Source organism: Natronococcus sp. CG52 (genome assembly GCF_023913515.1).
Classification (GTDB): domain Archaea; phylum Halobacteriota; class Halobacteria; order Halobacteriales; family Natrialbaceae; genus Natronococcus; species Natronococcus zhouii.
The window spans coordinates 3770784-3796075 of the sequence record NZ_CP099391.1 but is presented as its reverse complement, the minus strand read 5'-3'; the positions used below and the strand labels follow the sequence as shown (position 1 = coordinate 3796075).

Here is a 25292-nt window from a genome sequence, read left to right as displayed (position 1 = left end):
CGCTCACCGCGACTCCGTCCCGTCCGGCGGTTCGAACCGCGCAACCCCCGTCCGGCCCGCTTTCAGCAGGTCTTTCCGCTTCTGGTCCGTACCCTCGGTACGAACACGGTCGATCCGTCACGCAGCCGTCCCGCGACGGCACCCGGATCGACCCCTCGATCAGCATCGGCCGCGGTACTGACTCGAGGTCGCTTCACGAGGTACGAATCATGACACGACGAGACCACTACTACAACAAGGCGAAACAGGAAGGATACCGGAGTCGAGCGGCGTACAAGCTCAAGCAGCTCGACGACCTCGAGAACGTCATCTCCGGCGGCGACACGGTCGTCGACCTGGGTGCCGCCCCCGGCGGCTGGCTCGAGGTCGCCGCCGAGAAGGTCGGCCCGCAGGGACAGGTGATCGGCGTCGACCTTCAGCGAATCAAGGATCTCGAGGATCCGTCCGTCAACGACCGCGTCGAGACGCTCCGCGGGGACATGACCGAGGAGAAGACGCGCGATCGCGTCACCGACGCCGCCGGTGGGAAGGTCGATGCTGTCATCTCGGACATGGCGCCCAACATGACCGGCGAGTACTCGCTCGACCAGGCCCGTTCGCTACACCTCGCCCGGCAGGCGTTCGAGACGTCCCTCGAACTGCTCGACAGCGGCGGTAATTTCGTCGCCAAGGTGTTCGACGGCCCCGACGTCGACGAGTTCCGGGCGGAGGTCGAAGAGGAGTTTCAGTACGTCCGCGCGACGACGCCGAAGGCGTCGCGAAAGGAGTCCTCCGAACTCTTCCTCATTGCCAAGGGACGGCTCACGGCACCGGTCAGCCAGGGCGACGAACTCGAGGTCGAGATCGTCGACGTCGGCAGCGAGGGCGACGGTATCGCGTCCGTGGAAGGATTCCGGCTGTTCGTCCCCTCGACCGAAACGGGTGACGTCGTCGAGGTTCGCGTCGAGGACGTGAAGCCGAACTTCGGGTTCGCAGAGCAGATCGACGACGAGTAAAGCGCCGACTTTCCCGACTCCTCCGCGGTCGTTTCGTCTCGCTTCTCACTCCCGCTCGTAGCTAATACGGACGGCCGTTACCGACTCCTCCGCGGTCGCCACGTAGAACTCCTCGAGTGAATCGAAAACCGCTGCCGACAGTTGGTCGCCTTCCGCAGCGTCGTTCTGGTCGACGGTCGCGAGTTCGTCGTAGAGGTGTCCGGTCGCTTCGTGGAGGGCGCGCTGGACCGTTTCGGTCGCCGGGAGTTCGATCGTCTCGGTCGACTCTCCGTCTCCCCTTTCGGTCGCGGGTACTGTCATCGTTGGGGACTCTCTGCTAGCCCCACATAAACCATCGGAAATTACGGCTACTATTCGTCGGTCTCGAGACGGTCGTGGCGGTCGTCGATCTCGTCGAGGATGTCGAGCGTCTTGCGAACCGAGGCGCGGATCGCATCGCTGCGATTGACGAACTTGCCGTCGTCGCCGACGTGACCGTCCAGATCGTCGAGCAGTTCCTGTGGAATTTCGACGCTGATCTTGGGCATGTGGTGGCGTTTGTAGTGATCTCCCTTAAGCCGTCGGCTGCCTCACTCGGCGGCGTTGGCTTCGGGTTCGGGGGTGCCGCCGCGTCCACCGCCGAAGAGCCGCCCGCCGCCGGTGAGGACGTACAGCACGACGAGGCCGAGGACGTAGGTCAGCGCGATCGGAATAGCCACCAGCAGCATCGTCAGGATCCCCTTCGGGCTGAAGAACGCGGCGGCCGTAAAGATCCCGACGACGACGGGCCGCCAGCGCGCGAGCATCGTCCGGTAGTTGACGATGCCACCGATGTGGAACATCGCCATCGTGACGATGATGTTGAACAGGAAGCCGACGCCGATGGTCGTGTAGATCACGAGCCAGGAGAAGCTATTGATCCGGTAGGTGACGACCATCCCGTTCGTGACGGCGTCGGTGATCAGATACGAGATCACTGCGGGCGCGATCCAGTAGAAGCCCAGGAACAGGCCGAGACCGAATCCGCCGAGCATCGTGCCGCCCCAGACGAGGATCACCCGCGGATCGCCGCGAACGAGTCCGCGCTCCCTGGCGGCCGGCCAGCCCCAGTACATGATCAGCGGCAGGACGGCGAGGATCGCCAGGATCGTGCTCACCTTCACCATGAAGATCAGCACTTCGACCGGGTGAAGCGCGATGACGAGTCCGAGTTCGCCGATCAAATCCGTCGTGGACTCGGCGCCGGTGATCTCCGCGTCGTTTCCTTCCGCGACCTCGATGAGGACTTCGTCCGGCACGCGATTGACGAACTGGGCGAGGATGACGCCGAACCCGCCCTGGTAGAGCGCGACGAACGTCCCGCCGAGGACGGCCATGAATACGCCCACGATGTAGAACATCTTCGAGGTGAGGCTGTTGAAGATGAACGCGAGGTCGTAGGCGTAACCGCCGATGTCGTCCTCGGTCGTCTCCTCCTCGGTAAACGCGTCGAACATCCCGGCGGCCGTACTCGAGAAGACGTTCCCTTCCTCCTCCTCGGTGCCCGCGGCGGCCGCGCCGCCGGCACCCGTGCCGCCGGTCGCGCCGGCGCTCGAGTCGGCGGCCTCCTGTTGTTGCTTTTGCAGTCCGTCGAACCGGTTGAGGATCGCCTGCGCCTTGTCCCGGTCGTCGTCGTACATCGCCTTCCGGGAGTACTCGAGGGCCTCTTCTTCTTCCATCTCGAGGAAGACCGTCGCCGGCACGTCTTCGATGTCCGTGGCCTCGAGCGTCTCGAAGTCGACGTCCTCGGCGGTATCGGCCGCCCGGATGTCGTCCTCGCGCGGGTAGACCGGCGACTGTAGGATCTTCAGCGCGTAGCCGATGAGCACGAGAAAGCCGATGGTGGCGGCTGCGATCGCACCGACGGCCAGCTCTCCCAGCAGGCCGTGTTCGGCGACGATCGGCCAGAGACCGATGTTCCCGTCGGCGGGTTGCAGTACGTCCGGAAGCTGCGGATACACCGATTCGCTGACGAACGTGAATCCGACCTGGTTGACGAACGCGATCGCCGCGACGGCGGCGACGATCACGAGACCGGTGAACTGGAGGAAGCGGCGTTTCATGAGCGCCGTTCCGGTGTCGAGTTCGGCCGCACCCCGTCGGCGGACGTTGGTGACTACCTTCGAGAGACCGAGACTGAATACGTAGAGCGCAAACAGCGGGAGCGCCCACATGACCAGCGTGAACGGGTCCGGCGGGGAGAACATCGCGCCGAAGATCGTGATGGCGACCGCCGCGTGGCGCCACTTGTCCCGGAACGTCTCGTAGGGGACGATCTCGGTGTACGAGAGGATGCCCATAAACAGCGGCATCTGTGCCGCGAGACCGAACGAGAGGGTCAACAGGGCCATGAATTCGGTGAACTCGGTGATCCCCCAGCTTGGATCGACGCCGGCCTCGTATGCGACGACGGCGAGGAAGTCGAACGCGAAGGGGAAGAAGACCGCGTAGGCGTAGAAGACGCCGACCCAGAACAGGACGAACGAGGTTGCGGCGAAGCCGGCCATATGGAGCTTCGAGATGGGAACGACCGACTGGAACCCGCGCTGACGAAGTTTATCCCGGGAAAAGTACACCAACGCCGGAATCGCGACGATGATCCCGACCAGCATTCCGATCTTCGCCTGCAAGAGGATCACCTCGAACGGCGTTCGGGTGATGATGTCGGTCGCCATGGCGACGTCCTGATTCATCTCCGATTTCGCCGTCGCTCTGAGGAAGTTCCAGATCCATATCCGCAGGGCGTAGAAGGAACCGACGAAGCCGATGACGAAGACGATGAAAACCTTCTGGAGGTGCGTCTGCACGCTCGAGAGCAACGCGCCGATCGTTTCCCGGCCGGTGTTGATGGCTCGGGCGGTATCTTCGTCGACGGCAGAACTCATTTACTGATGGTTGGTAACTGACATCCGGTTATCAACCTTTCGTGTACGTAGCGCTCGTCTCGATGAAATTCCCCCCTTGTCAGCATCTCACGGTGTCTGTAAGAAAAGGCCTATAACTGGCGGGCTATCTATATCTCGTAGATGACGGACGAGTCGGCGAACGATGGGGATACCGAGCACCCCGAGGAGCCGCGGGACAATCCCGGGGAGCAACCGCCGAACGACGCCGATTCGGACACCGGTTCCACGACCCCTGCGGCCGAGGATCCCGACGAACCCGACGACGCGGCGGCCGACGACGATTCCGCGACGGACAACCTCGAGAAAGTGGACGACGAGCCGCCCACGGTCGAGACCGACGGCGAAGGGATCGTCGGCGACCACCCCGACGAGAGCGATCCGACCTATCCGGACCCGGACGAGGACGTCGGCGGCATCTCGACGCCGCCGGACGACGAGGAGATGCCGCTGGCGGATCACATCGAGGAGATGGTCCTCCGGCTTGCGGTCGTCCTGCTCGTCGGCGCGGCCGGGACGGCGATCGGACTGCTGTGGGCCTCACAGGCCATCGAGCACATCTGGCTCCACGTCTTCCCGACGCAGATCAACGAGCCGCCGCGCATCTACCATCCGCTCGAGCTGTGGCTGACCCGGATCAAGCTGTCGGCGCTGCTCGGCATCATGGTCGCGCTGCCGATGTTCATCTACCAGTGTTACCTGTTCATGCGGCCGGGGCTCTATCCGCACGAGCGCAAGTACTACCTCGCGGCGGTTCCGACGAGCGTCGTGCTGGCTGGACTCGGCATGGTGTTTTCCTACCTGCTCGTGTTGCCGATCCTCTTCCAGTACTTCACCTTCTACTCCGAGGGCAGCGCGAACATCGCCTACGCGCTCGGCGAGACGTTCAACCTGATCATCACGCTGACCGGTTTCCTCGCGATCGTCTTCCAGATCCCGCTGTTCATCATGCTCGCGATCATGATGGGCGTCACGACCCGAAAGTGGCTCGCCGACAAGCGGCTCTACTTCTGGGCCGCGTTCGCGGGGCTGTCGTTCATGTTCACCGTGGACCCGACGATGATGGCCCCCATCCTCGTCGCGATCATGATGATCGTGCTGTTCGAGGGGACGCTGTTGATCCTGAAGTGGACCGGCCGGTAACTCCGGCAGTCCCGAGTTCGCCGCACCGACCGTTCGTCCGATAGACCGCCGTCTTCCGATTCCTTTACACCCTTATATTATCCGTATCCGTCCCCAGATTATCGGAACCTCACACCGATTACCCGGTAAAACAGACGTTCGTAAATGATTACCGTTTAGTGGTTATGGGTGTTCCACTCTTCCGTGAATTGGAGCACGATGTTGGTTCGATATCCGGATCTCCTTTACGAGTGTAAACAACCGGGCTTGCCGTTCGATCGTCGGAGGTGGGTTGCGTGACGGAACTCCCGGTGACGAGACGCGTTCGACGGGCACGGTCGGCTGAACCGACTCGGTGGACGGTTCGCCTCGAGACGCCGCTGGAACGCGACGCCGCGGAACTCCCCGGGGCGGACGTCTGAGACGAGACCGATGACCGACCAGGTATACGGAACTCCGCGACGGGGCCTCGTCGCCGCGACGCTCGGCTTCTTCGTCGGGTTCGCCGGGGTCGTCCTCTACGGACCCGTCGCCGCCGAGTTTCAGGGGGCGATGGGGCTGTCCGGGCTGTTGCTCGGCCTGCTCGTCGCGGCCCCGCAGTTGACGGGTTCGTTGCTCCGAATCCCCTTCGGTGCGTGGGCTGAGGACGTCGGGACGAGAACACCGTTCCTGGTCCTGCTCGGGCTCTCCATCGTCGGTATGGGCGGGCTGTCGGTGCTCCTCCTCACGGCGTCTCCGGACGGACTCACGATGGAGCGCTATCCGCTCGTGTTTCTCTTCGGCGCACTGAGCGGCTGTGGCATCGCGACGTTCTCGGTCGGGATCGCACAGACGTCCTACTGGTATCCGCAGGATCAGCAGGGGACGATGCTCGCGGTTTACGCCGGACTCGGCAACAGTTCGCCGGGCGTCTTCACGCTGCTCGTCCCCATTGCACTCGCCGCGCTCGGTCTGACCGGTGCGTACCTCACGTGGTTCGCCTTCCTTATCCTGGGGACGATCGGCTACGCGATTCTCACCGTCGACGCGCCGTACTTCCAATTTACTAAGCGCGGTCTCAGTCGCGCGCGGGCTAAGCGCCGCGCACGCGATCACGGACAGGAGCTGTTTCCCAACGGTGATGCGGCCGCCTCCCTCCGCAACGCAGCGAGTATTCCGCGGACGTGGGCGCTGGTCGCGCTCTTTTTCACGTCCTTTGGGGGCTTTCTCGCGCTGACCACCTGGCTGCCCTCCTACTGGACTGCCGTTCACGGGATCGGTATCCAGCGCGCCGGAATCCTGACTGCGCTGGCGTTTACGCTGCTCGCAGCCGGGATTCGGATTCCGGGCGGCGTCGTCAGCGACCGGATCGGCGGAGAACGGACCGCGATCGCGAGCTTCGTCGCCGTCGCGGTCGCCGCGGGCGTTCTCGTCTTCACGCGCGAGTTCGCACTCGCGCTCGGCGCGACGGTACTGCTCAGCGCCGGAATGGGCGTCGCCAACGCGGCTGTCTTTCAACTCGTTCCGACGTACGTGCCGGAAGCCGTCGGCGGCGCGTCGGGACTCGTCGGCGGACTCGGCGCGTTCGGCGGCTTCGTCGTCCCGCCGATCCTCGGCGTCTTCGTCGACCTGTACGGTACCGCGGGGTACGCGACCGGTTTCGTCGTCTTCCTCGCGCTCGCACTCGTCTCGGTCGGCCTCTCGAGCGGTCTCTACCGAACGCAGCCGGCACCGGAACCGGTGGGGACCGAGCCGTCGCTCGCCGACGACTGAGTCGCCTCGTCGCCTCGAGGACCGGACGGCCGCGGCGCCCGATCCGGCAACCGCTCGTCTCTGGGCATCCGAGATGCGGTCAGCTGGGGGGTTCCTCTCGTCGGGATAGCTGTGCCTCGTCGTGCTCGCGATGACGCTCTAGAGAATCAGCAGCGTCGCCGACGTCGAATCCCGCGAGGTGACGGACGAGTCGCTCTCGCCGCTCGGGATGCTACTCGGAGCGAGAACGCTCTTCGTCCTTCCGAAGCGAACGCACCGCTCGAGGTCACGCCGACTCCGGACACGTCGACTTCCGCGCGCTGGCCGATCGGAGCCGCCCCGACTCACCGGTGGTCCCGCGTTCGCTGGTAGGTGTACTCGAGCGCCTCCTCGAGCGTGCCGTCGTAGCTGGCCGAGAACAACTGCATGAACCGGGCGGCGATCCGATCACAGCGGTCGAACGTCAGCACCGTCCTGATCCGGATCGTCTCGGAACAGTCGAGCCCCGGATAGCTCGTCGCCGTGAGCGCGTAGCCGGGATGATCCGCACCGTCGAGCGACGCGGGCGCGACCTTCACCCGCAGGTCGTCCGATTCGTGTCGATACGTACGATACTGCAGTTCTCGGTCGCTGTTCGCCTGCGTATAGCTCCGACACGCCTCGATCGTCCACCCGGACGGCACGTCGTCGTCGTCCATCGATCACCGCTACTCGCGGAAAGAGTACGTTCGTGTCGAACTGTGCAATATTTCCGTACGCGAGTCCAAAAGGCCCGCCACCGTTACATTCAGTCCGATAAATACGGTTATATTCTGTAACAATGGGCACTGAGACGCGGTCGAGTCGGACGTTCGGCGGACTTCGCTCGAGCCGGCGCTCAGTCGTCCGACTCCGAGTCGGCGGCGAAGACGTCCTCGACGACGGCCTCGTCGCCGGGACTGACGCTGCCGGTCCGGTAGCCGTGGAGATCCAGCGTGACGTGCTCGAAGCCGATCTCCGAGAGCGCTTCCCGGACGGTCTCGACGAACTCGGGTTCGAGCGCGCGCTCGAGTTCGTCGGGCGAGACCTCGATGCGGGCGAGGCCGTCGTGGTCCCGGACGCGGAACTGGTCGAACCCCCACTGGCGGAGGAGGGCCTCGGCCTGCTCGACGCGGGTGAGCCGTTCCTCGGTGACTTCGAGCCCCGTCGGGATGCGCGAGGAGAGACAGGCCATCGAGGGCTTGTCGGCGACCGAGAGGCCGTAGTGTTCGGCGATCTTCCGGACCTCCTCCTTCGAGATATCGTGGGCCAGCAGCGGCGAGTGGACCTCGAGTTCGTCGACGGCCTGCAGCCCCGGCCGGTGTCCGGCGCCCGGATCGTCGGCGTTGGTCCCGTCACAGACCGTCCCGATCTTCAGGTCGCGAGCGGTCTCGATCATCTCGCCCAGTCGCATCGTCCGGCAGTGATAGCAGCGGTCGTCGTCGTTCTCGACGAACGCGTCGCTCTCGAGTTCGGAGAACTCGACGATCTCGTGGCGGATGCCGATCTCCTCGGCGACCTCCCTGGCGTCCTCGAGTTCGGCCTCCGGGAGCGTCTCGCTCTTCGCGGTGCAGGCGACCGCGTCCTCGCCGACCGCATCGTGGGCGAGGGCGGCCACCACGCTCGAGTCGACTCCGCCGGAGAACGCGATCAGCACGCCGTCGTGGGATGCGAGGTCGTCGCGCGCGGCCTCGAGTTTCGCCTCGACCCGTGTCATGACCCCCCGTTCGTCCCGGACGGGCAAAAGCGCGTTGTCGTCGACCGGCCGCTTTCGCCGAGCGATCGCCGGATGCAGTAAGCAGCGCGCCGGAACGTTAAGTCGATATCAGCCGTACCGTTCACGCAGTGGCCACCATGTTCGACCGACTTCGACGGCTTCGACCGAGCGCCGACACCGAAGGACACACCGAGGAGGCCGACAGCCGATCGCGCGGCGCCCACGCCGTCTCCGCGGCTATCCGCGGGATCCAGGCCGGATTCGTCGCGACCCTCATCATGACCGCGTTTCGGCTCCCGATCCTGCGCTCCTTGCCCCCATCCGCCAATTTCTGGGCGAAGTACGTCACGGGCGGCGATCCGGAGGATCACCCGATCGCCGGGCTGATCCTGCACCTCGCGTACGGGATTCAGGGCGGAATGATCTTCGGCGCCCTGTTCGCCCTGTTCGACGCCGACCGCTCCATCGAACCCGAGCAGCGCGGCCTCGTCTGGGGGTCGGTCTTCGGGATGGCGCTGTCCGCGTTCGGCTCGCAGGTCATGCTGAAGGAACTGCTGGATATCCGCCTCGACGCCGACGAACTCGCGCTGTTCCACGCCGCCCACCTCGTGTACGGGCTCTCGCTCGGGGCCTGGGTCGGCTCGCGGACCGAAGGCGTCCAGGATCCGGAGTCGGAGTACGAGTACGACGACGGCAACTGAGCGACCGCCGACCGCGGTTTTAGTCGTTGCCGCTACTGGCCGCTTTTCCGAGCCTTCGCTCGCAGCACTCGCGAAGCCGCCGGTATCACAACATCCATCCCAGAGGGAAACTGATATCCGACATGGATATCGGACTCGTTGCCGGCGTCGTCCTGATCGGCTTCGTCCACGGCGTGTTGCCGGATCACGGCTGGCCGATCGCGGCGACGTACGCGCTGAACCGGCAGCGCCGCTTGCTGTCCGGGTTCGTCGCGGCGTCGGTACTCGGCGTCGGGCACCTGATCAGCAGCGTCGTCCTCGTTCTGGCGTACTTCTGGTTCAGCGCGTTCAACGAGTTCGCCGAGGGGCCGTGGCTCCGGTACGTCGCCGGCACGCTCCTGATTCTGCTCGGCATCCACGAGTACCGACACGGCGGCCACGGGGCGCACGATCACGACCACGATCACGATCATAGCCACGACCGCAGTGATTCACACGGACAGGCCGACCACGAACACGACCACCACGCTGAAGGCAGCCTCCACGATCATCACGACCACGACCGCCACACCAACGGCGGCGAGCGCGTCGGCGCGACCGACCCTCGCTACCGCGACGACTCCGAACCCGGCCTCCTCGAGCGCGTCCGCGATGCGCTCCCGGGCGGCGGTGGACACCAGCACATAAGCGAGGAACACGCCGAGCGCGGGCTGTTCGCGCTCGGAACGACGGCACTGTTGCTCGGATTTGCCCACGAAGAACCGATCCAGATTCTGGCGATCTGCGTCGGAACGGAGTCCTGTCTCGAGTTGATGCTGGTCTACTCGCTGGCCGTCATCGTCGCGATCATCGTGCCGACGCTGCTATTGATCGCGGGCTACGAGCACTACCGCGACCGGATCGAGCGGTACACGCCGTACCTGCCGATGGTCACCGCAGCGGTGCTCATCGGAATGGGACTGGCGTTCATCGCGGGCGTGCTCTAACGCGTTAGCTATCGACCGTCGCACGCAGGCGCTCGAGGTCCGTCTCGAGACGACTCGCGTACTCGAGGCGCATGTCTCGAGCGTCGCCTTTCGTCACGTACTGGCGACCGTCGATCCGGGTCGAGATCGGGTGATAGTCGTCGATCGAGAACCCCATTCGATCGAGGTAGTTCGCGACCGGCGCGGACTCGAGGCCGTTGTGGATCGCCGACTCGGCGAGATCGAAGGCGGCGTCGAACTCCGGAAGTGTAATCCCCTCGCTCGTGACGTGGCTCGCCTCGTTGCCGGTTCCGTCGTCGATCTGCACGTTCGTGTGGTGGAGCGTCTCCATCACGCCGTGCATCTCCTCTGTCAGCCGGAGCAGTTGACTCGGCAGCGCCGCGTCGGGCGAGCGCCACTCGACGGTCGGCATCTCGTCGCGCAGTCGAACCGGCGTCCAGACGACGTCGTCCGACGAGAAGTTGTCGGCGAGGGCGTCGCCGTCGACGCCCGCCTCGAGCGCTTGCGTCTCGAACTCCTCGAAGCACTGATCGAGCCGTCGAGACCACTCGCCGACGTTCTCTACGTAGTTCCACAGCTGGCCGTGTCTCGGGAACTCCGCGTACCCCTTCTTTCGATAACAGTACGCTCGAGCGCCGTTAGCGACGCGTTCGCCCTGGAAGTACGGCGAGGAGTTCACGAGGGCGAGTGCCGGATCCAGAGCGATGAGCGTGTTGAGCTGATCCGTGACGTTGCGCTTCTCGAAGTGGACGTGCGTGCCGGCGCAGTACTTCGCGTAGTCGAAGTTGGCTCCGACGACCTTCTTCTGGATCCGGCCGCGCTCGCCGGGCCGGCGGTCGATCCCGTCGCAGTTGATCGGCGTTCCAAGCGGGACGAGGTGCTTGTCCACCCGCTCGGCGCGTTCGAGCACCTCGCCCAGTTGCTCGACGAAGGTCCTCCGGAGTTCCGCTATCGACTCGCACGGCGGTGTTTTCATCTCGAACAGCGGTTCGACGAACTCCCGCTCGGTGCGTTCGGAAACGGCTGCGAGCGATCCCGGCGAGATGAGTTCTCCGTCGCTATCGACTACCCAGTACTCGACTTCGAGGCTCGTGTTCATTGTTCGGTTGAGGCCCGCTGATCGTCCACGACCCGATTCACTGCCCAGAATGCGCCCCTGCACGAACCGTCTTCGTACTGTAACGACGATCGGTTTCGCAGAACCGATCCTGCCTGCAGCAGCCGGCTATACTTCAGCCGGTATCGCCCGACTGAACCGTTCTCGAGCGGGACGGGCTGACGCGATCACTCGCCGGTCGAGCCAGCTCTCCGCACGTTCTCGGCGAGGACTGGTGAACGATTTTTGTCGGAGTTCGGTGAAGCCCTACTCGAGGCGTCGGTCGCCGACCGAGAGACGACAATGGGACGAGTACTCGAGAATCCGGTGACGGGAGAACGGATCGCGTTTCGTGAGCAAACCGACGCGGCGCTTCGGTTCGACTACACCCTCGAGCCGGGCGGGTTCGCGCTCGGAAAAGTCGACCACGTCCACCCGAACCAGGAGGAACGGTTTGCGATTCGGTCGGGACGGCTCGGCGTCCGGATCGACGGCGACGAGTGGACGGCGACGCCGGGGACGCGGTTTTCGATACTCTTCGAAACTCCACACACCGTCTGGAACGCCGGGGCCGACGAGATGCACGCGATAGTCGAACTTCGCCCCGGACTCGAGCTGGAGCCCTTCTTCGAGACGATGTTCGGCCTCGCTCGGGACGGGAAGACGAACGACTGGGGGTTGCCGGCTCCGCTCCAGCTGGCGGTGCTCGCGGACGCGTACCGCGAGGAGTTCGCCCTCGCTGGCGTCCCGGTTCCGATTCAGCGAGCGATGGCCTCGGCGACCGCGCCGCTCGGCCGACTCGCGGGCCACCGGGCCCGATACGACCGGTACGGCGGGGAAACGTGAGCGAAACGGGGTCGGTATCGTCGCGGCTGAACGTCGACCGAACCGCCGCCGTCTGCCACGCCAAAACGTTTGGCGGTGGTTGTGGAACGCCACCTATGACCACGACGATCGAGTTCGCGGAGTTCGTCCGGGAGACCGACTACGACGACCTCTCTGGGGACGTTCGCGACGCGCTCAAACGGCGGCTTCTCGACTCGGTTGGCATCGCGATCGCCGCCGAAGTCGCCGGCCCGCCGCGGGCAGTCTACCGGACGGTGACGGAACTCGAGGCCGGCGGCCCCTGTACGCTGTGGGGGCGCGACGGCGGTGCGTCGCCGGTACAGGCGGCGATGCACAACACGGCGCTCGTCCGGTACCTCGACTACATGGACTCGTACCTCGCGCCGGGCGAGACGCCCCACCCGAGCGATAATATCGGTGCGGTCGTCGCGGCCGGGGAGTACGCCGGCGCGACCGGCGAGGAGCTGCTCGCGGGACTCGCCGTCGCCTACGAGATCCAGGCCGAACTGGCGTGGAACGCGCCCGTCCGCGAGAAGGGGTTCGACCACGTCACGCACACCGTGATCTCGGCCGCCGCAGGCGCGTCGAAACTGCTCGGACTCGACCTCGAGGAGACGCGAAACGCCGTCGCTATCGCCGGCACGGGGCACAACGCCCTGCGGGTCACGAGGACGGGCGGGATCACCGAGTGGAAGGGGCTCGCATCGGCGAACGCGGCGCGCAACGCGGTCTACGCGGCGATGCTCGCGAAGAACGGAGTGGCGGGGCCGCGAGACGCCTTCGAGGGGCAGAAGGGGTGGCAGGACGTCGTCGCCGGTCCGTTCGATGTCGACCTGACGCCCGGCGAGCGCGTCCACGACGTTATGACGAAGCGGTACGTCGCCGAGACGTACGCCCAGTCGGCGGTCGAGGGGATCGTCGAACTCGCCGAGAGCCAGGATCTCGACTCCGACGAGGTCGCGGGGATCAAACTCGAGACGTTCGCCGGCGCGAAGCTCATCATCGGCGGCGGCGAGGGGAACCGCTACGAGGTCGGCAACCGCGCTCAGGCGGATCACTCGCTGCCGTACATGCTCGCCGCGGCGCTGATCGACCGCGACCTCTCGCTCGCGCAGTACGAACCCGAGCGGATCCGCCGGAACGACGTCCAGGACCTGCTCCGGATCGTCGACGTCACCGAGGATCCCGAACTCACCGAGCGCTTCGAGAACGGCGAGATGCCCGCCGTCATCGACGTGACGATGGACGACGGCACCACCTACCGCGTCGAGAAGGACGCCTTCCGCGGTCACCCGACGGATCCGATCGGCTGGGAGGGTCTCGAGGAGAAATTCGAGACCGTCACCGCGGAGCACGTCGACGCCGAGCGCCGCGACGAGATCGTCGAGACGATTCGCTCGCTCGAGGACCGCGACGTGGCCGACCTGACGGCGCTGCTCGCCTGACGGCCGTTTCGGATTCGGCCGAAGAACCAATTGTGAGGTAGAGATACGCACCGAACTCTTTCCGCCTCGGGATTCCTCGTGGTTCGAGAGACTGGAAGTCTCTCGTCACTGAGCGGAGCGAAGCTCCGCGAGGTCCAAAAGAGCGCAAAGCGCTCTTTTGAAGATCACGAGACGGCGAAGCCGTCTCGAACGACTTCGCTCGGAACCATTCGGCGCAAAAACTTCGATGAAAAAGGCCGCTCGCTCCCGATGGTCGCTCGCGGCTGCTGTGCTCGACCCGCTACCGAAGCGTTACCTTCTCCGCCTGCACGTAACACAGCTATTGTCTCAATTACAAAGAGATCCCAGCGAAGCTGCGTGACAGCGTTTTAGTCCTGCTCGTAGTCGGGGACCCCCATGGCCGACACAGACCGTGCGTTCGACTTCCTGCACGTCAATGACCGCGAGGCGAAACCGCGAGAGAACGGCATCACCGAAATTCGGGGGCCCTACTACGACCCGATGGGGCCGCGAGAGCTCCGGGACATCCTCGAGACGATGGGCGCCTACGTCGACATCTACAAGTTCTCCGGCGGCTCGTTCGCGCTGATGCCCGAGGACGTCGTCGAGGAGCTGATCGGAATCTGCCACGAGCACGACGTCCTGGTGTCGACGGGCGGGTTCATCGAGCACGTCCTGATCCGAGACTACGACCAGGTGGAGCGCTACGTCGAGGAGGCCGGCGACCTTGGCTTCGACATCGTGGAGGTCTCGAGCGGCTTCCTCGCGATCGACACCGACGACATGGTCGCCCTGACCGAACTCGTCCAGGACCACGGGCTGAAGGCGAAGCCGGAGATCAACGTCCAGTTCGGCGCCGGCGGCGCCTCGAGCGTCGAGGAACTCGAGGCCGAGTCGGCGGTCGACCCCACGAGCGCGATCGAGGAGGGGCGGCGCCACCTCGAGGCCGGCGCGTACAAGATCATGGTCGAGTCCGAAGGCATCACCGAGCAGGTCCGCGACTGGCGAACCGACGTCGCCTTCGAGATCGCGAACGAACTCGGCATCGAGAACTGCGTTTTCGAGGCCGCCGACCCCGAGGTGTTCGAGTGGTACATCAAGCAGTTCGGGCCGCGGGTGAACCTGTTCGTCGACAACTCCCAGATCGTCGAACTCGAGTGCATGCGCTCAGGGCTGTGGGGCAAGAAGTCGACGTGGGGACGGATCGCGAGCTACCGGAACGACTGAACGGCGGTGCGCGGCCGGCGAGTGGCGCCTGCGACGCGGGCGGCGTCCGGCCGTCGCGAACTGACGGCGAGTGACGGTAGGTGCATTACCTGGTTCCTGCCCGTTGGATCCGACACTGATGAAGCGACCTCACTCCGGACAACTCCTCGCCCGCCTCGATCGGCCGACGGCGGCCGAGCCGACCCGGGTCGCCGTGCTCTCGGACGTCCACCTCGCGACGGACGCGACGGGGACCTGGAAGGTGTTCCACCGGACCGAACGCCACCTCCGAGCGGCCGCAACCGCCGTGAACGAGCGGAATCTCGACGGAGTCGTCGTCGCCGGCGATCTGACGCGCAACGGCGATCCGGCGGAGTTCGACCTGTTCGACTCTCTCGCCGACTTCGATCCGACGACGGTCGCGGTGCCGGGCAACCACGACTTCCCGACGACGTTCGACGAGCACGAGTCGCTGCCGATCCCCGCGTTCGAGGATCGGTACACGCCCGGCGGACTGCCGTTCCGCGTCGGATTCGGGGACCTCGAGGTGTTCGGCCTCGACAGCCACGCCGCGACTCCCGGCTCGCCCGCGGAGACGTGGGACGGTCGCGTCGACGCGAAACAACTGATGTGGATCGACGAGGCGCTGTCCGATTCGAACGCTGACAGGTCGATCGTCGTGGTCCACCACAACCTGCCGGCGACGGGCGACCTCTACGAACGGTACCGCGCGGAGTTGCCCGTCGCCGGAGAGGTGCCCGGCTTCTCCAACCCCGAACCGCTGGTCGAACTGCTCGTGAGCCACGACGTCGCACTAGTCGTCACCGGCCACCTTCACTTTCCCGCGATCGAACGCGCCGACGGCGTCACGGAACTGACCGTTCCGGCCGTCTCCTCGTTCCCCCACGCGCTGTTGCTACTCGAGGTCGACGAACGGGGGACGGTCGTCCGTCTCGTTCCTCTTACCGACGGCGACGGGATGGTCGAGTCGATCGCTCACGGCTACGAGAAGGACCGCGTCCTGCTGTCGGCGGCCCAGCAGGCCACGTTTCCGCTCGTCGACGACTTCGGGTAGCGACCCGCACCGTCAGGCCAGACCGATGAGGAGCCAGACCGCCAGCGGAACGCCGACCGCCGCCGCCGCCGCGGCGCGGGACAGGTCGGCGTCCTGCTCGAGGCCGCCCGCGAGCAGATACCACTGCCAGGCGACGGTGAGGACGGTGATGACCGCCAGAACCGGACCGACGGGCGCGAGCGCCGCCTCGACGACCTCCGGTCCTCGCTCGGGATCGCTGATCGTGACGTCCGAGAGCGCGTAGCGGAACGCGAGCAGGCCGGCAGCCAGTCGGACGAATTCGGGTACCGTGGCCCAGCCCGCCAGTGCGAACGCACCGGCGAACGAGGGCGTCCCGTTCGCGAGTCGCGCGGCGCCAAACAGGACGAGGCCGCCGAGAAGCCACACGACGAACGGAACGACTGCGGCGTAGCCGAGGTAGTCGGTCGTCGCCTCGTACACCAGCGATCCGGCGTCGCGTTCGACGGTTTCGGGTTCGTCACAGCCCTCCCACTCCGACGAGTCGGAGCCGTGCTGTTCACAGACCCACTCCGGAGGCCGGTCGGGGTTGTCGATCGTCAGCGTCGCGTCCATCGTTCCGGCGAGCATCGATCCGAGCACCAAGAGCGAGAGGACGAGTGCAACCGCGAGCGCGATCACCAGTCCGACGGCGACCGGCAGCGTCGCTGCCGGCCTGTACTCCGCGAAGAACGCGGCCGGATCCCGCAGGAACAACCGGACGGACCGCGAGACGGAACGCCACATATCCCTACCTCTGTACGTTCAGATAACTAACTTCTTCGGTGAGTCGGCTGCGGCTGACGATTCCTTCGAGTTCGGTCGGTTGAAAACGCAGGGGTAGTCTCGATTACGCCGGTCGACGTTCGCTCGGGTGTGACCGATTACGAGATGCACGAACCCGAGTTCTCGGCCACAACGACGGAGGAGTGGGACGACCCGCAACTCGAGGATTTCGAGACGGACGATCTGAGCGAGGTCGACGATCACTTCGTCCTCTCGGCGTCGGGGTTCCCGCCGGAGAACTTCACCGATCTGAAACTGCCGGTGGTCGAACCCGGCGGCGAGTTGAACAGGAACGCGCTGCAGACCGCCAAGAGCGGCGGCCACGGAGTCGGCGCGGTCGAGGATCTCGACGACGATCTGCGAAAAGAAATCGAGGGCCTCATCGACGACCTGGCCAACGAACACTTCGAGGAAGCCGACTTCGGTAACTAACGCTACGTCGAACCAATTACGCCGCCTGCGAGGCCGACGAACCGCCCTTTCGGAGCAGTTTGACGACACCCTGTGCCGCCATGCCGATGATAGTCCACTTCCAGGCGAGCGCCGCAACCCCGAGCAGCAGCAGCGCGCGCGTCCTGTTTCCGCGGTCGAGCGCCCGTTTCGCCTCGGCGAGCACCGAGAAGACCGTTAGCGATCGCGTCGCCTTCGACCCGAGGAGCTTCTTGAGTACCATACCTGTCCTTGCGGAGTCGACGGGATAACGAGCGTCCCGGAGCGCGCAAGCCCTCGAGCGGTCCGGAGTTCGGTGACTGATTCCTTCGTTTCCGATCGTTCGTACTCGGTGTGGGTACCGACTGTCACGAACGCCCGCGACTCGCTACCGAATTCCGGGAGTTACTTCCCCGGATCGTCCACGGTGGTCAATCCCTCCGTCATTAGCCGACGGAGCAGTACCACGACGCCGTTCTGGAGCCCTTTCGCGAAGATCGCCTGTTCTTTCCCGTCCCTGTCCGGATAGTACGACCCGATCAGGAGCGTCTCGCGGTCGACGAGCAGAATACGACTGATCGCGACTTCTTCGTGGCTTCCGACACCGGTGAGCCACTCGAGACCCGTTTCGAACACGCGAATGCTGGGCAGTTCGGTCCCGATTTTCTCCGTGATCGCTTCGGTCTGTCCGCCGAGGATAACCGAGAGTTCGCGCTCCGCCGCGTCGTGGACGGTATCGAACAGCGCCTCGGACAGAATGTCCTCGTCGACGACGAGGAGTGCGATCTCGGACTCCGCTCCGTCGATGAGGTCGAGCGTTCGCGACTCGATCACGTCGTGGCCGGTCAGCGACCAGACCTCCTGGATGTCCCCGTCGTCCTCGCTCTCCTGGACCTCGGTATTCTCGAGATACGTCTCGAGCGTGTCGATCCGGTCGTTGTACCGCTGTCGGAGGATCCGCGTCGCCTCGTCGATCCCGACGGCGCGATAGAGCTGCGGACTCGAGTGCTGGACTTCGACCAGCCCCTGGGACTCGAGGACGCGAATCGCGTCGTACACCCTCGTCCGCGGCACCTCGGAAATCTCGTGTATCTCCTTTGCGGTCCCGTTGGGGAGTTTGTTTAGCGCTATAAAACAGCGTGCTTCGTACTCCTGCAGCCCGAGATCCTGTAACAGGCTAATCGCCTCTGTTTCTGTTTCGTCCTGTGTCATGGCCCAACCACGAATTCGGATATCCGAACATGCAGTCTACGGCGCACAGATGGAAAAGAATTCATGTTTGCTTCTTGTTCACTACGTTGGTGTTTTCAAGAATAATCCTGTGAAATTATCCTGTTCACTCGGATTATCACACAAGCTACTTGAGGGCACGGGCTGAAGAGTGTACTGGCGAGTCCCGTTATGGCCCAACCACGGCGGGGCTCGTCGATTGCTTTCGAGCGAAGAGATCAATCGTTTATCTCGACGAACAGACGAATCTTTCTGGAATCTCGGTAGACGTGAGCCGTCAGCGACGACCGGCCCGGTTGCTGCCACCGGATTCGAGCGAGAACGCGTAAAATCGCAGCAAATTATCGCGCTGTCGGCGGAAATCGTGCCTGATCGAGCCAGAACCGTTCGACGTCCTCGACTGTCGAGACGAACTCGTCCGGAGCCGTCGGTTTCATCAGGTAGGCGTTGGCGCGGGCGTTGTAACACCGCTCGATGTTTTCGGCGGAGTCGGAACCCGTAAGCACGATTACCGGCAGCCGTCGGAATTGGAGGTCGGTTCTGACCGTTTCGAGAACCTCGCATCCGTCCTGACCGGGAAGATTCAGATCCAGGAGAACGAGGTCGGGGTGTGGTGCCGCTTCGAACTCGCCGGACTGTGTCAGAAACGCCATCGCGTCTTTTCCGGTGTTGACGACTTGTAGGTCCGTCTCGGTGTCAGTCTCCGTCATCTCGAACGCCTCGCGTATCAGTCGAACGTCGCCGGGATTGTCCTTGACGACGAGGACGTCGACTGGTTCGCCGGGGTGTTGCTGGCGGGTAGTAGTGGGCATTGTGTTTGGAACGAATAGTGTGGCACGCTCGAGCGTCGGCGAACTACTCCCGATACTCGTCGAATAGATCGAGAATCGGTTTGATCTCCTTGAACCGGGATCCCTTCTCGACGGTGTTCGTTCCTGGCACCCATCGGATAAACCCGTAATCCGCCAGTTTCGGAAGGTGCGTATGGCGCTGCTCGAGGATGACGGCTTTTCGCTCGTCGATCCCGTCCGGCGGTGAATCGATACTGATCGTCGCCGGACCGTCTTTGAGAGAAAACAATATCTGCCGTCGCCGTTCGTTTGCCAGTGCTTCGAAGAGCCTATCGTTCATTTGCAGCATGCGGGTATATAATTGGATACGTGCGCTGTTGATCCCCGAACATTTTCACGGGTATCTGAGTTCTGATTAACTGAGTGAATACCCCGCCACGATCTCCGAAAGCGGGTAGCTGTCACGATCGAACCGGTCGGCTCACGCCCCGTAAAATGGTACCGGCTGGTAACGGTTCTCTCAGGCAGGACGCCCCATCGTGTACAGGAACATCGGGGTCTGTCCGGCAGCACGCGGCGCGAAGAAGTCCGTAACGATATCGTCGTAGAACGTCAGCCCGGTTCCACCCAGTTTTCGATGCGCGTAGGTGCCGAGATAGCAGCGGCCCGCGGTCAGCGCCGCCTCGAGTTGGGCCACCCGGTAGCCCCGTTCACCGAGCGCGTCGACGATCGCCTCGAGGTCGCTCACGAGGTACAGACAGACCGCGGCGTCGGCTCCCAGTCGCTGGTCCAGCGCGAGGTGGCCCGCCTCCTGGCGGAACGAACCGGCCCGGAGCAACTCGAGTTCGCCGTCGGCCGGATGGTAGTGGTAGCTGCCGGGCTCGAGCCCGTCAACGCCGTCGACGAGCAGGTAGGGATCGACGAACGAGAGCGGCGGGTCGTCCTCGTCTCGTACATCCATCGGAACGCCGCTCACGGCCCTGTCGAGCACGGTCGACAGCTTCCGGAAGCTGATCGGCTCGCGCTCGTACTCGCGACAGGAGCCTCGCCGGCGGATCGTCTCGTGCAACGGGCGACTCGAGGCCGTCTCCGGATCGACCGGCTCGAGCGCGACTCGCTCGCCGTCGCCGGGATCGCGCGTCCCGACGGGACCAGACGGCCGCTCGGAGCGCCACGACGCAGCGGCAGCGCCGTCCGCGAGCGTGCCGTCCTCCCAGGCCTCGCGGATCGCCGGGAACTCCCGCTCGTTCGGCGAGAGCGGCGCGGTCGCGGGATCGATCGGCTCGAGTTCGCCGGGATCGAACGCGGGTGCGGACTGGCCGGTGCCGATCGGCACGATCTCGAGGGGCGCTTCCAGCCGGGGATCGAGACCCAGCAGGTCGACGACGGGTCGGTCTGCGAAGCCGGTAACGACCTCGGCCCGGTAGTCGAGCGCGTGGGCGACCGAGAGGAGATTCGCGAGCGTCGTCCCGGAGTCCCAGAACGCGTGGCGAAAGGTTCGCTCCTCGTACTTCCAGGCGTTGCGCCACCAGGTCGAGGTCGCGACGAACGTCAGCGGCGCCTCGCTCACGGAGTCGTATTCGCTGGCAGCCGTGAGTACGCCCCGGTAGTCACCTTCTCGAAGCACGTCCAGCGACAGCGTCTGCGGATCGAAGTGGTAGACGCCAGCCTCGAGCGCGCGCCCGTTTCGCCCGCCACCGCCGTCCTCGTCCGCGGCCTCGAGATCCCCGCAGACGACGTAGAGGTCGACGTGGTACAGGGCGCCGGTCGTCGCGGCGGCCCGGAACAGCAGGCTGCGGCCGCGTCGGCCGATCTCCTTCGTAATGCCCGCGGCGTAGTAACACAGGTTCGTCAGCGCCTCGAGATCGGGCGATCGCTTCCGATCGCCGTCGGGCGTCGGCTCGGCGATCGCCGCCAGCGCCGGCTGCTGGGGCGGACGGAGCCGCTCGACGAGCGACTTCGCCGGGAGGTTCTCGTACTCCTTGTACGGCGTCGGCTTGTTGTCGAAGTCGAGACCGCGACCGCCCTCGCGAACGCTTCGCGGGGAGTGTTTCGTCCGTTCGTGGTACGCGCGAGCGCCGGTTTCCATGCGCAGTGGTACCATTCCCGCGGTGAAAAGCGGACGGGAGCTTTTTCTCACTCCGCTTTGATACGACGCTCGAGAACGATGGACCTCGAGTCGATTCCGGGCGTCGGCGAGAAGACCGCCCGGTCGTTGTCGGCCCTCGACGACCCGGAAGGAGCGCTGCGGGCGGGCGACGTCGCCGCGATCGCGGCGGCGCCCGACATTTCGCAGGGGCGGGCCGCCCGCATCGCGCGCGGCGCGATCCGTCGCGAACACGACGATCCCGGCGGTTTTCTCGCGACCGATCGCGCCCGCGAGGTCTACCGGAACGTGCTCGGTCTGCTCAAGGAACGCACGGTCACCGACTACGCGGCCCAGCGCCTCGAGACGCTGTATCCGAGCGCCCGGCGGTCGCGTATCGAGGAGGTGCAGGCGTTCGCGAGCGAGGCGATAGAGCGCGACCCCGATCTCGCGGTTCTCGGATCGCTCGAGGGCGTCGAACCGCTCCGACAGCCGGGCGACGTCCGGGTTCGCGAGCGCTGTCTGGCGACGACCGACGCGGAGCGCTACGCCGAGGCGCGGGAGGCGATTCCCGAACTGCCCGTCGAGGTCGTCGAGGACGCGCAGGGACTGGCGGAACTCGCTCGCGGCTACGCGACGGTGATCGCGCTCGACGAGTCGTTCGCGGGGGTCACCGTCGAAGGCGACGTTCGGGTCGAGCCGGACGCCCTCGAGAACCCCGCCGACGTCGTTCCCGAACGGTCGCTGGCCTTTTTTGCCCGCAACCGAGACCGCCTGCGCGCGGCCGTCGAGGTTCACCGCGCGTCGGATCTCGAGCCGGCCTGCGACCTCGAGACGCTCACGGACGGGCTCTCGCGGCTCGCCGAGGACGGGACGGTCGCCGGCGACGAGGAACTCGACCGGCTGACGACGGCCGCCGACGACCTCGACGCCGCGACGGGGACGGCCGAGAGCGTCGCGAACGACCACCTGCGGGAGGCGATCCGGGAGCAGGACGTCACGATCGAGGGCTCGGACCTGCTCTCGCTGGTCGAGCGCGGCGCCGGCGTCGACTCGCTGCTGTCTCGAGAGCTCGCGGACGAACACGCGGCGGCCGTCGACGCCGCCCGCGAGCACCTGATCGAGTCGCTCTCGCTCGATCCGGGCGAGGCCGAACTGGCTCGACGGGTCTTCACCGACGAGCCGGCGTTCCCGGTCGAACGGGACGAGGACGTCCTCGGTCGGCTCCGAACCGAGCTGACGGCGGCCAAGGAGCGGCGCGCGGGTCGACTCAAGCGCGAACTGGCGGCCGACCTCGCCGACCAGCGGGCGGATGCACGCGAGCTAGTCCGGGACGCGCTCGAACTCGACGTCGAACTCGCCGTCGCCCGCTTCGCCCGCGAGTTCGAGTGTACGATGCCGACGGTCGTCGAGGCGGACGCTCGTTCGGAGCCCGTCGGCTTCTCGATCGAGGGCGGCCGCTCGCCGCTGCTCGACGAACCGATCGAGGCGATCGATCCCGTCGACTACGAGGTCTCGGGCGTCGCGCTGCTCTCGGGGGTTAACAGCGGCGGCAAGACCTCGACGCTCGACCTCGTGGCGAGCGTGGTCGTGCTGGCCCACATGGGACTGCCCGTCCCCGCCGAGAACGCGCGCGTCCGACGGTTCGACGACCTCCACTATCACGGCAAGACCCAGGGAACCCTCGACGCGGGCGCCTTCGAGTCCACGGTGAGAGAGTTCGCCGACCTGGCCCGGGGCGGGGAGGGCTCGCTCGTGCTGGTCGACGAACTCGAGAGCATCACCGAACCCGGGGCCAGCGCGAAGATCATCGCCGGGATCCTCGAGGCGCTCTCGGAGAACGGCGCGACCGCGGTGTTCGTCTCTCACCTCGCGGGCGAGATCCGCGAGATGGCCGGCTTCGACGTGACGATCGACGGGATCGAAGCCGTCGGACTGGTCGACGGCGAGCTCGAGGTGAACCGTTCGCCGGTCAAGGACCACCTGGCGCGGTCGACGCCGGAGTTGATCGTGGAGAAACTCGCCGACGAATCGCGGGACGCGGCCGTCGCGTCGGACCGGAACGGATCTCGGCGAGAGGAGACGGAATCCGGATTCTACGACCGCTTGCTCGAGAAGTTCGACTGACCGAACCGCTCGAACGTATCGGCGCTCCGACTCGAACGTGCGTTTCAGCGCGTGAGGTGCGGTTTAACGACGAGATAATAAGGTGTGCGGAGTGCCCTTCTCGAACCGAAACGATTGGTCTGGAGCGACATCGTCTGCTTTGAACGAACACGATTTACGATAGAATATGGAACGGAGGGCACGAACGTCTCAAGACAACAACGCGGTATCGAATGAAAACGAATCCAGCGGTATGAACACGCTGTTGATCGGCATCGACGCGGGGAGTCTCTCGGTCTTCGACGATCTCGACGAGAAAGAGGAGATTCCGACGATCCATCGGCTCTGTTCCGACGGCGTCAGCGCGCCCCTCGAGTCCCAGATCCCGCCCTGGACGCCGAGCGCCTGGCCCTCGATGTACACGGGCGTCAACCCCGGGAAGCACGGTGCGTTCGGCTTCGTCGGCTACGACGGCTACGACTGGCACGTCACCAGCAGCGACGACGTCGGCGAACACACGGTCTGGTCGCTGCTGGATCAACACGGCTACTCGAGCGTCGTCGTCAACGCGCCGATCACGCATCCACCGGAGGAGTTCGACGGCGCGTTGCTCCCCGGTTTCATCGGCCCGGAGGACCCGCAGTGTCACCCTGAGGGCCTACTCGACGACGTTCGCGACGAGATCGGCGACTACCGGGTGTACCCGTCGTACTCGCGCGACGACGACACGATCCCGGAGTCCGAGAAGATAGAAGAGTACCAGCGCCTGATCCGCATGCGCGGCGACGCGTTCCGCTACCTCGCCGACGAGTACGAGCCGGATTTCGGCTTCGTTCAGTTCCAGAAGACGGACACCGTCTTCCACGAGTTCTTCGGCGACGAGGAGAAGGTCAGGACGGTCTACGAGACGGCCGACGAGCAGATCGCGGCGATCCTCGAGGAGTTCGATCCGGACCACGTCTTCGTCGCCAGCGACCACGGGATGGGAGAGTACGACGGCTACGAGTTCCGCGTCAACGAGTTCCTCCGCGATCAGGGGTATCTCGAGACGATGACCGGCGGCAAGGGGATGCCGTCCTGGACGCCCATGCGTCGCAAGCTTCGCGAGGGCGAGGAGTGCGACACCTGGGAGCCGGGCACGGTCGAGCGCGCCGCGGCGACCGTCGCCGACCGGTGTGGAATCACGGCTCACCGCGTCCGGATGATCCTCGAACGCGTCGGCCTGGCGGGCGTCGCGATGAAGTATGCGCCCGGCGGCGTCGCACGAACCGCGAACGAACAGGTCGACTTCGAGTCCTCGAAGGCGTACGTCCGCGCGCGGACGGAACTCGGGATCCGGATCAACCTCGAGGGGCGCGACCCGGAGGGCGTCGTGCCGGAAGAGGAGTACGAGCAGCTTCGCGAGGAGATCATCCGCGAACTCGAGGGGGTCGAGACGCCGGACGGCGAGCCGGTCTTCGAGACCGTCGCGCCGCGAGAACGGTACTTCCACGGCGATTACGCTGACGAGGCCGTCGACATCATCATGATCCCCGACGAGTTCGACCACGCCATCTCCGAGCAACTCGGCGACGAGTACTTCGGTCCGGCAGAACCCTGGAACCACAAACTCGACGGCGTGTTCGCAGCGATGGGCGAGGGCGTCGACGAGGACGCGGATCTCGAGCGCGCACACCTCTTCGACGTCGCGCCGACGATCATGGCGTCGTTCGGCATTCCGTACAGCGACCGGATGGACGGAAGCGTCATCCCGGTCGTCGACGCGGTCGACTCGACCAGCTATCCGGAGTACGACGAGAACGGCACCCGGGGCCGACCGGAGGCCGACGACGAGGTGACGGATCGCCTCGCCGACCTCGGATATATGAACTGACGGCCCGCCTGTCACCGGCGGCTTCGACCGAGCGCTCCAGCCCCCGACGCTTCTCCGTTCTTTCGAGCTCCGTTTTTCGTTCTCCGTAGCCGTCCGGCCGGAAAGCCGACGCTCCGTTCCGATAACCGGGCCAGCAGTCGTTCGTCGTCTGCACCG

General features: G+C 65.2%; 25 protein-coding genes. 13 read left to right on the top strand and 12 right to left on the bottom strand.

Annotation, left to right across the window (positions count from 1 at the left end; translation table 11 throughout):
• The first annotated feature begins 209 nt into the window (after nucleotides 1-209).
• Nucleotides 210-995, top strand: coding sequence for a 23S rRNA (uridine(2552)-2'-O)-methyltransferase (locus NED97_RS18975; RefSeq protein ID WP_252488572.1), 786 nt, complete (start codon nucleotides 210-212; stop codon nucleotides 993-995).
• A gap of 45 nt (nucleotides 996-1040) precedes the next feature.
• Here NED97_RS18975 and NED97_RS18970 read toward each other — a convergent pair whose 3' ends face one another.
• From NED97_RS18970 to NED97_RS18960, 3 genes are read right to left on the bottom strand one after another with little or no spacing between them, the layout of a single operon-like run.
• Nucleotides 1041-1295, bottom strand: coding sequence for a hypothetical protein (locus tag NED97_RS18970; protein WP_252488571.1), 255 nt, complete (start codon nucleotides 1293-1295; stop codon nucleotides 1041-1043).
• Nucleotides 1296-1345: 50 nt separating this feature from the next.
• Complete coding sequence (locus tag NED97_RS18965; RefSeq protein ID WP_252488570.1) at nucleotides 1346-1522, bottom strand: ribbon-helix-helix domain-containing protein; 177 nt, start codon at nucleotides 1520-1522, stop codon at nucleotides 1346-1348.
• 42 nt (nucleotides 1523-1564) lie between these two features.
• Nucleotides 1565-3898, bottom strand: coding sequence for a twin-arginine translocase subunit TatC (locus NED97_RS18960; protein ID WP_252488569.1), 2334 nt, complete (start codon nucleotides 3896-3898; stop codon nucleotides 1565-1567).
• Nucleotides 3899-4039: 141 nt separating this feature from the next.
• Between NED97_RS18960 and tatC the strand changes: the two genes are divergently transcribed.
• The 3 genes from tatC (at nucleotide 4040) to NED97_RS18950 (ending at nucleotide 6790) form a co-directional block, all read left to right on the top strand.
• The gene (tatC, locus tag NED97_RS18955; protein WP_252488568.1) at nucleotides 4040-5059 is read left to right on the top strand and encodes a twin-arginine translocase subunit TatC; all 1020 of its coding nucleotides are present in this window, start codon (nucleotides 4040-4042) and stop codon (nucleotides 5057-5059) included.
• Between the two features lie 275 nt (nucleotides 5060-5334).
• Entirely contained in the window at nucleotides 5335-5460 is a 126-nt protein-coding gene (locus NED97_RS23155; RefSeq protein ID WP_256493359.1) for a hypothetical protein, read from the top strand.
• A 10-nt stretch (nucleotides 5461-5470) separates the two neighbouring features.
• A complete protein-coding gene (locus tag NED97_RS18950) occupies nucleotides 5471-6790 on the top strand; it encodes an MFS transporter (RefSeq protein ID WP_252488567.1) in 1320 nt (439 codons plus the stop codon).
• A gap of 323 nt (nucleotides 6791-7113) precedes the next feature.
• Here NED97_RS18950 and NED97_RS18945 read toward each other — a convergent pair whose 3' ends face one another.
• Together NED97_RS18945 and larE are read right to left on the bottom strand one after the other, a co-directional pair.
• Nucleotides 7114-7467 carry a hypothetical protein gene (locus tag NED97_RS18945; RefSeq protein ID WP_252488566.1) on the bottom strand — a complete coding sequence of 118 codons (354 nt, stop codon included), beginning with the start codon at nucleotides 7465-7467 and terminating at the stop codon, nucleotides 7114-7116.
• Between the two features lie 179 nt (nucleotides 7468-7646).
• A complete protein-coding gene (gene larE / locus NED97_RS18940; RefSeq protein ID WP_252488565.1) occupies nucleotides 7647-8504 on the bottom strand; it encodes an ATP-dependent sacrificial sulfur transferase LarE in 858 nt (285 codons plus the stop codon).
• A gap of 137 nt (nucleotides 8505-8641) precedes the next feature.
• Between larE and NED97_RS18935 the strand changes: the two genes are divergently transcribed.
• Together NED97_RS18935 and NED97_RS18930 are read left to right on the top strand one after the other, a co-directional pair.
• The gene (locus NED97_RS18935; protein WP_252488564.1) at nucleotides 8642-9205 is read left to right on the top strand and encodes a DUF6789 family protein; all 564 of its coding nucleotides are present in this window, start codon (nucleotides 8642-8644) and stop codon (nucleotides 9203-9205) included.
• A gap of 122 nt (nucleotides 9206-9327) precedes the next feature.
• Entirely contained in the window at nucleotides 9328-10170 is an 843-nt protein-coding gene (locus NED97_RS18930) for an ABC transporter permease (protein ID WP_252488563.1), read from the top strand.
• Between the two features lie 4 nt (nucleotides 10171-10174).
• Here NED97_RS18930 and NED97_RS18925 read toward each other — a convergent pair whose 3' ends face one another.
• Nucleotides 10175-11269 carry a glutamate-cysteine ligase family protein gene (locus tag NED97_RS18925; protein ID WP_252488562.1) on the bottom strand — a complete coding sequence of 365 codons (1095 nt, stop codon included), beginning with the start codon at nucleotides 11267-11269 and terminating at the stop codon, nucleotides 10175-10177.
• A 300-nt stretch (nucleotides 11270-11569) separates the two neighbouring features.
• On the opposite strand from NED97_RS18925, the gene NED97_RS18920 reads away from it, so the two are divergent.
• The 4 genes from NED97_RS18920 (at nucleotide 11570) to NED97_RS18905 (ending at nucleotide 15838) form a co-directional block, all read left to right on the top strand.
• Nucleotides 11570-12112, top strand: a complete 543-nt coding sequence (locus tag NED97_RS18920; protein WP_252488561.1) for a cupin domain-containing protein — start codon at nucleotides 11570-11572, stop codon at nucleotides 12110-12112.
• A 95-nt stretch (nucleotides 12113-12207) separates the two neighbouring features.
• On the top strand, nucleotides 12208-13557 hold the full coding sequence (locus NED97_RS18915; RefSeq protein ID WP_252488560.1) for an MmgE/PrpD family protein: 1350 nt from the start codon (nucleotides 12208-12210) through the stop codon (nucleotides 13555-13557).
• A 396-nt stretch (nucleotides 13558-13953) separates the two neighbouring features.
• Nucleotides 13954-14784, top strand: coding sequence for a phosphosulfolactate synthase (locus NED97_RS18910; protein WP_252488559.1), 831 nt, complete (start codon nucleotides 13954-13956; stop codon nucleotides 14782-14784).
• A 118-nt stretch (nucleotides 14785-14902) separates the two neighbouring features.
• Nucleotides 14903-15838 (top strand): metallophosphoesterase family protein, encoded by a 936-nt coding sequence (locus NED97_RS18905; protein WP_252488558.1) that lies wholly within the window; start codon nucleotides 14903-14905, stop codon nucleotides 15836-15838.
• A gap of 12 nt (nucleotides 15839-15850) precedes the next feature.
• Here NED97_RS18905 and NED97_RS18900 read toward each other — a convergent pair whose 3' ends face one another.
• Complete coding sequence (locus tag NED97_RS18900; RefSeq protein ID WP_252488557.1) at nucleotides 15851-16582, bottom strand: YIP1 family protein; 732 nt, start codon at nucleotides 16580-16582, stop codon at nucleotides 15851-15853.
• Between the two features lie 129 nt (nucleotides 16583-16711).
• Here NED97_RS18900 and NED97_RS18895 point away from each other — a divergent pair, with 129 nt between their 5' ends.
• Nucleotides 16712-17053, top strand: a complete 342-nt coding sequence (locus NED97_RS18895; protein WP_252488556.1) for a hypothetical protein — start codon at nucleotides 16712-16714, stop codon at nucleotides 17051-17053.
• A gap of 16 nt (nucleotides 17054-17069) precedes the next feature.
• On the opposite strand, the gene NED97_RS18890 is transcribed toward NED97_RS18895, so the two are convergent.
• The 5 genes from NED97_RS18890 to NED97_RS18870 form a co-directional block, all read right to left on the bottom strand.
• Entirely contained in the window at nucleotides 17070-17294 is a 225-nt protein-coding gene (locus NED97_RS18890; protein ID WP_252488555.1) for a hypothetical protein, read from the bottom strand.
• A 161-nt stretch (nucleotides 17295-17455) separates the two neighbouring features.
• The gene (locus NED97_RS18885) at nucleotides 17456-18262 is read right to left on the bottom strand and encodes a TrmB family transcriptional regulator (protein WP_252488554.1); all 807 of its coding nucleotides are present in this window, start codon (nucleotides 18260-18262) and stop codon (nucleotides 17456-17458) included.
• A gap of 359 nt (nucleotides 18263-18621) precedes the next feature.
• Complete coding sequence (locus tag NED97_RS18880; protein WP_252488553.1) at nucleotides 18622-19092, bottom strand: response regulator; 471 nt, start codon at nucleotides 19090-19092, stop codon at nucleotides 18622-18624.
• Nucleotides 19093-19135: 43 nt separating this feature from the next.
• Entirely contained in the window at nucleotides 19136-19411 is a 276-nt protein-coding gene (locus NED97_RS18875; protein WP_252488552.1) for a DUF7344 domain-containing protein, read from the bottom strand.
• A gap of 180 nt (nucleotides 19412-19591) precedes the next feature.
• Nucleotides 19592-21160: a SagB/ThcOx family dehydrogenase gene (locus NED97_RS18870; RefSeq protein WP_252488551.1), complete on the bottom strand. Its 1569-nt coding sequence runs from the start codon at nucleotides 21158-21160 to the stop codon at nucleotides 19592-19594.
• Between the two features lie 78 nt (nucleotides 21161-21238).
• Here NED97_RS18870 and NED97_RS18865 point away from each other — a divergent pair, with 78 nt between their 5' ends.
• Entirely contained in the window at nucleotides 21239-23284 is a 2046-nt protein-coding gene (locus tag NED97_RS18865; protein WP_252488550.1) for a MutS-related protein, read from the top strand.
• 166 nt (nucleotides 23285-23450) lie between these two features.
• On the top strand, nucleotides 23451-25136 hold the full coding sequence (locus NED97_RS18860) for an alkaline phosphatase family protein (RefSeq protein WP_252488549.1): 1686 nt from the start codon (nucleotides 23451-23453) through the stop codon (nucleotides 25134-25136).
• Nucleotides 25137-25292 lie beyond the last annotated feature (156 nt).

Bases quoted from the DNA above. Each gene is read 5' to 3' on its own strand.
- NED97_RS18975 (WP_252488572.1), top strand. From the start codon at position 210: ATGACACGACGAGACCACTACTACAACAAGGCGAAACAGGAAGGATAC.
- NED97_RS18970 (WP_252488571.1), bottom strand. From the start codon at position 1,295: ATGACAGTACCCGCGACCGAAAGGGGAGACGGAGAGTCGACCGAGACG.
- NED97_RS18965 (WP_252488570.1), bottom strand. From the start codon at position 1,522: ATGCCCAAGATCAGCGTCGAAATTCCACAGGAACTGCTCGACGATCTG.
- NED97_RS18960 (WP_252488569.1), bottom strand. From the start codon at position 3,898: ATGAGTTCTGCCGTCGACGAAGATACCGCCCGAGCCATCAACACCGGC.
- tatC (WP_252488568.1), top strand. From the start codon at position 4,040: ATGACGGACGAGTCGGCGAACGATGGGGATACCGAGCACCCCGAGGAG.
- NED97_RS18950 (WP_252488567.1), top strand. From the start codon at position 5,471: ATGACCGACCAGGTATACGGAACTCCGCGACGGGGCCTCGTCGCCGCG.
- NED97_RS18945 (WP_252488566.1), bottom strand. From the start codon at position 7,467: ATGGACGACGACGACGTGCCGTCCGGGTGGACGATCGAGGCGTGTCGG.
- larE (WP_252488565.1), bottom strand. From the start codon at position 8,504: ATGACACGGGTCGAGGCGAAACTCGAGGCCGCGCGCGACGACCTCGCA.
- NED97_RS18935 (WP_252488564.1), top strand. From the start codon at position 8,642: ATGTTCGACCGACTTCGACGGCTTCGACCGAGCGCCGACACCGAAGGA.
- NED97_RS18930 (WP_252488563.1), top strand. From the start codon at position 9,328: ATGGATATCGGACTCGTTGCCGGCGTCGTCCTGATCGGCTTCGTCCAC.
- NED97_RS18925 (WP_252488562.1), bottom strand. From the start codon at position 11,269: ATGAACACGAGCCTCGAAGTCGAGTACTGGGTAGTCGATAGCGACGGA.
- NED97_RS18920 (WP_252488561.1), top strand. From the start codon at position 11,570: ATGGGACGAGTACTCGAGAATCCGGTGACGGGAGAACGGATCGCGTTT.
- NED97_RS18915 (WP_252488560.1), top strand. From the start codon at position 12,208: ATGACCACGACGATCGAGTTCGCGGAGTTCGTCCGGGAGACCGACTAC.
- NED97_RS18910 (WP_252488559.1), top strand. From the start codon at position 13,954: ATGGCCGACACAGACCGTGCGTTCGACTTCCTGCACGTCAATGACCGC.
- NED97_RS18905 (WP_252488558.1), top strand. From the start codon at position 14,903: ATGAAGCGACCTCACTCCGGACAACTCCTCGCCCGCCTCGATCGGCCG.
- NED97_RS18900 (WP_252488557.1), bottom strand. From the start codon at position 16,582: ATGTGGCGTTCCGTCTCGCGGTCCGTCCGGTTGTTCCTGCGGGATCCG.
- NED97_RS18890 (WP_252488555.1), bottom strand. From the start codon at position 17,294: ATGGTACTCAAGAAGCTCCTCGGGTCGAAGGCGACGCGATCGCTAACG.
- NED97_RS18885 (WP_252488554.1), bottom strand. From the start codon at position 18,262: ATGACACAGGACGAAACAGAAACAGAGGCGATTAGCCTGTTACAGGAT.
- NED97_RS18880 (WP_252488553.1), bottom strand. From the start codon at position 19,092: ATGCCCACTACTACCCGCCAGCAACACCCCGGCGAACCAGTCGACGTC.
- NED97_RS18875 (WP_252488552.1), bottom strand. From the start codon at position 19,411: ATGAACGATAGGCTCTTCGAAGCACTGGCAAACGAACGGCGACGGCAG.
- NED97_RS18870 (WP_252488551.1), bottom strand. From the start codon at position 21,160: ATGGAAACCGGCGCTCGCGCGTACCACGAACGGACGAAACACTCCCCG.
- NED97_RS18865 (WP_252488550.1), top strand. From the start codon at position 21,239: ATGGACCTCGAGTCGATTCCGGGCGTCGGCGAGAAGACCGCCCGGTCG.
- NED97_RS18860 (WP_252488549.1), top strand. From the start codon at position 23,451: ATGGAACGGAGGGCACGAACGTCTCAAGACAACAACGCGGTATCGAAT.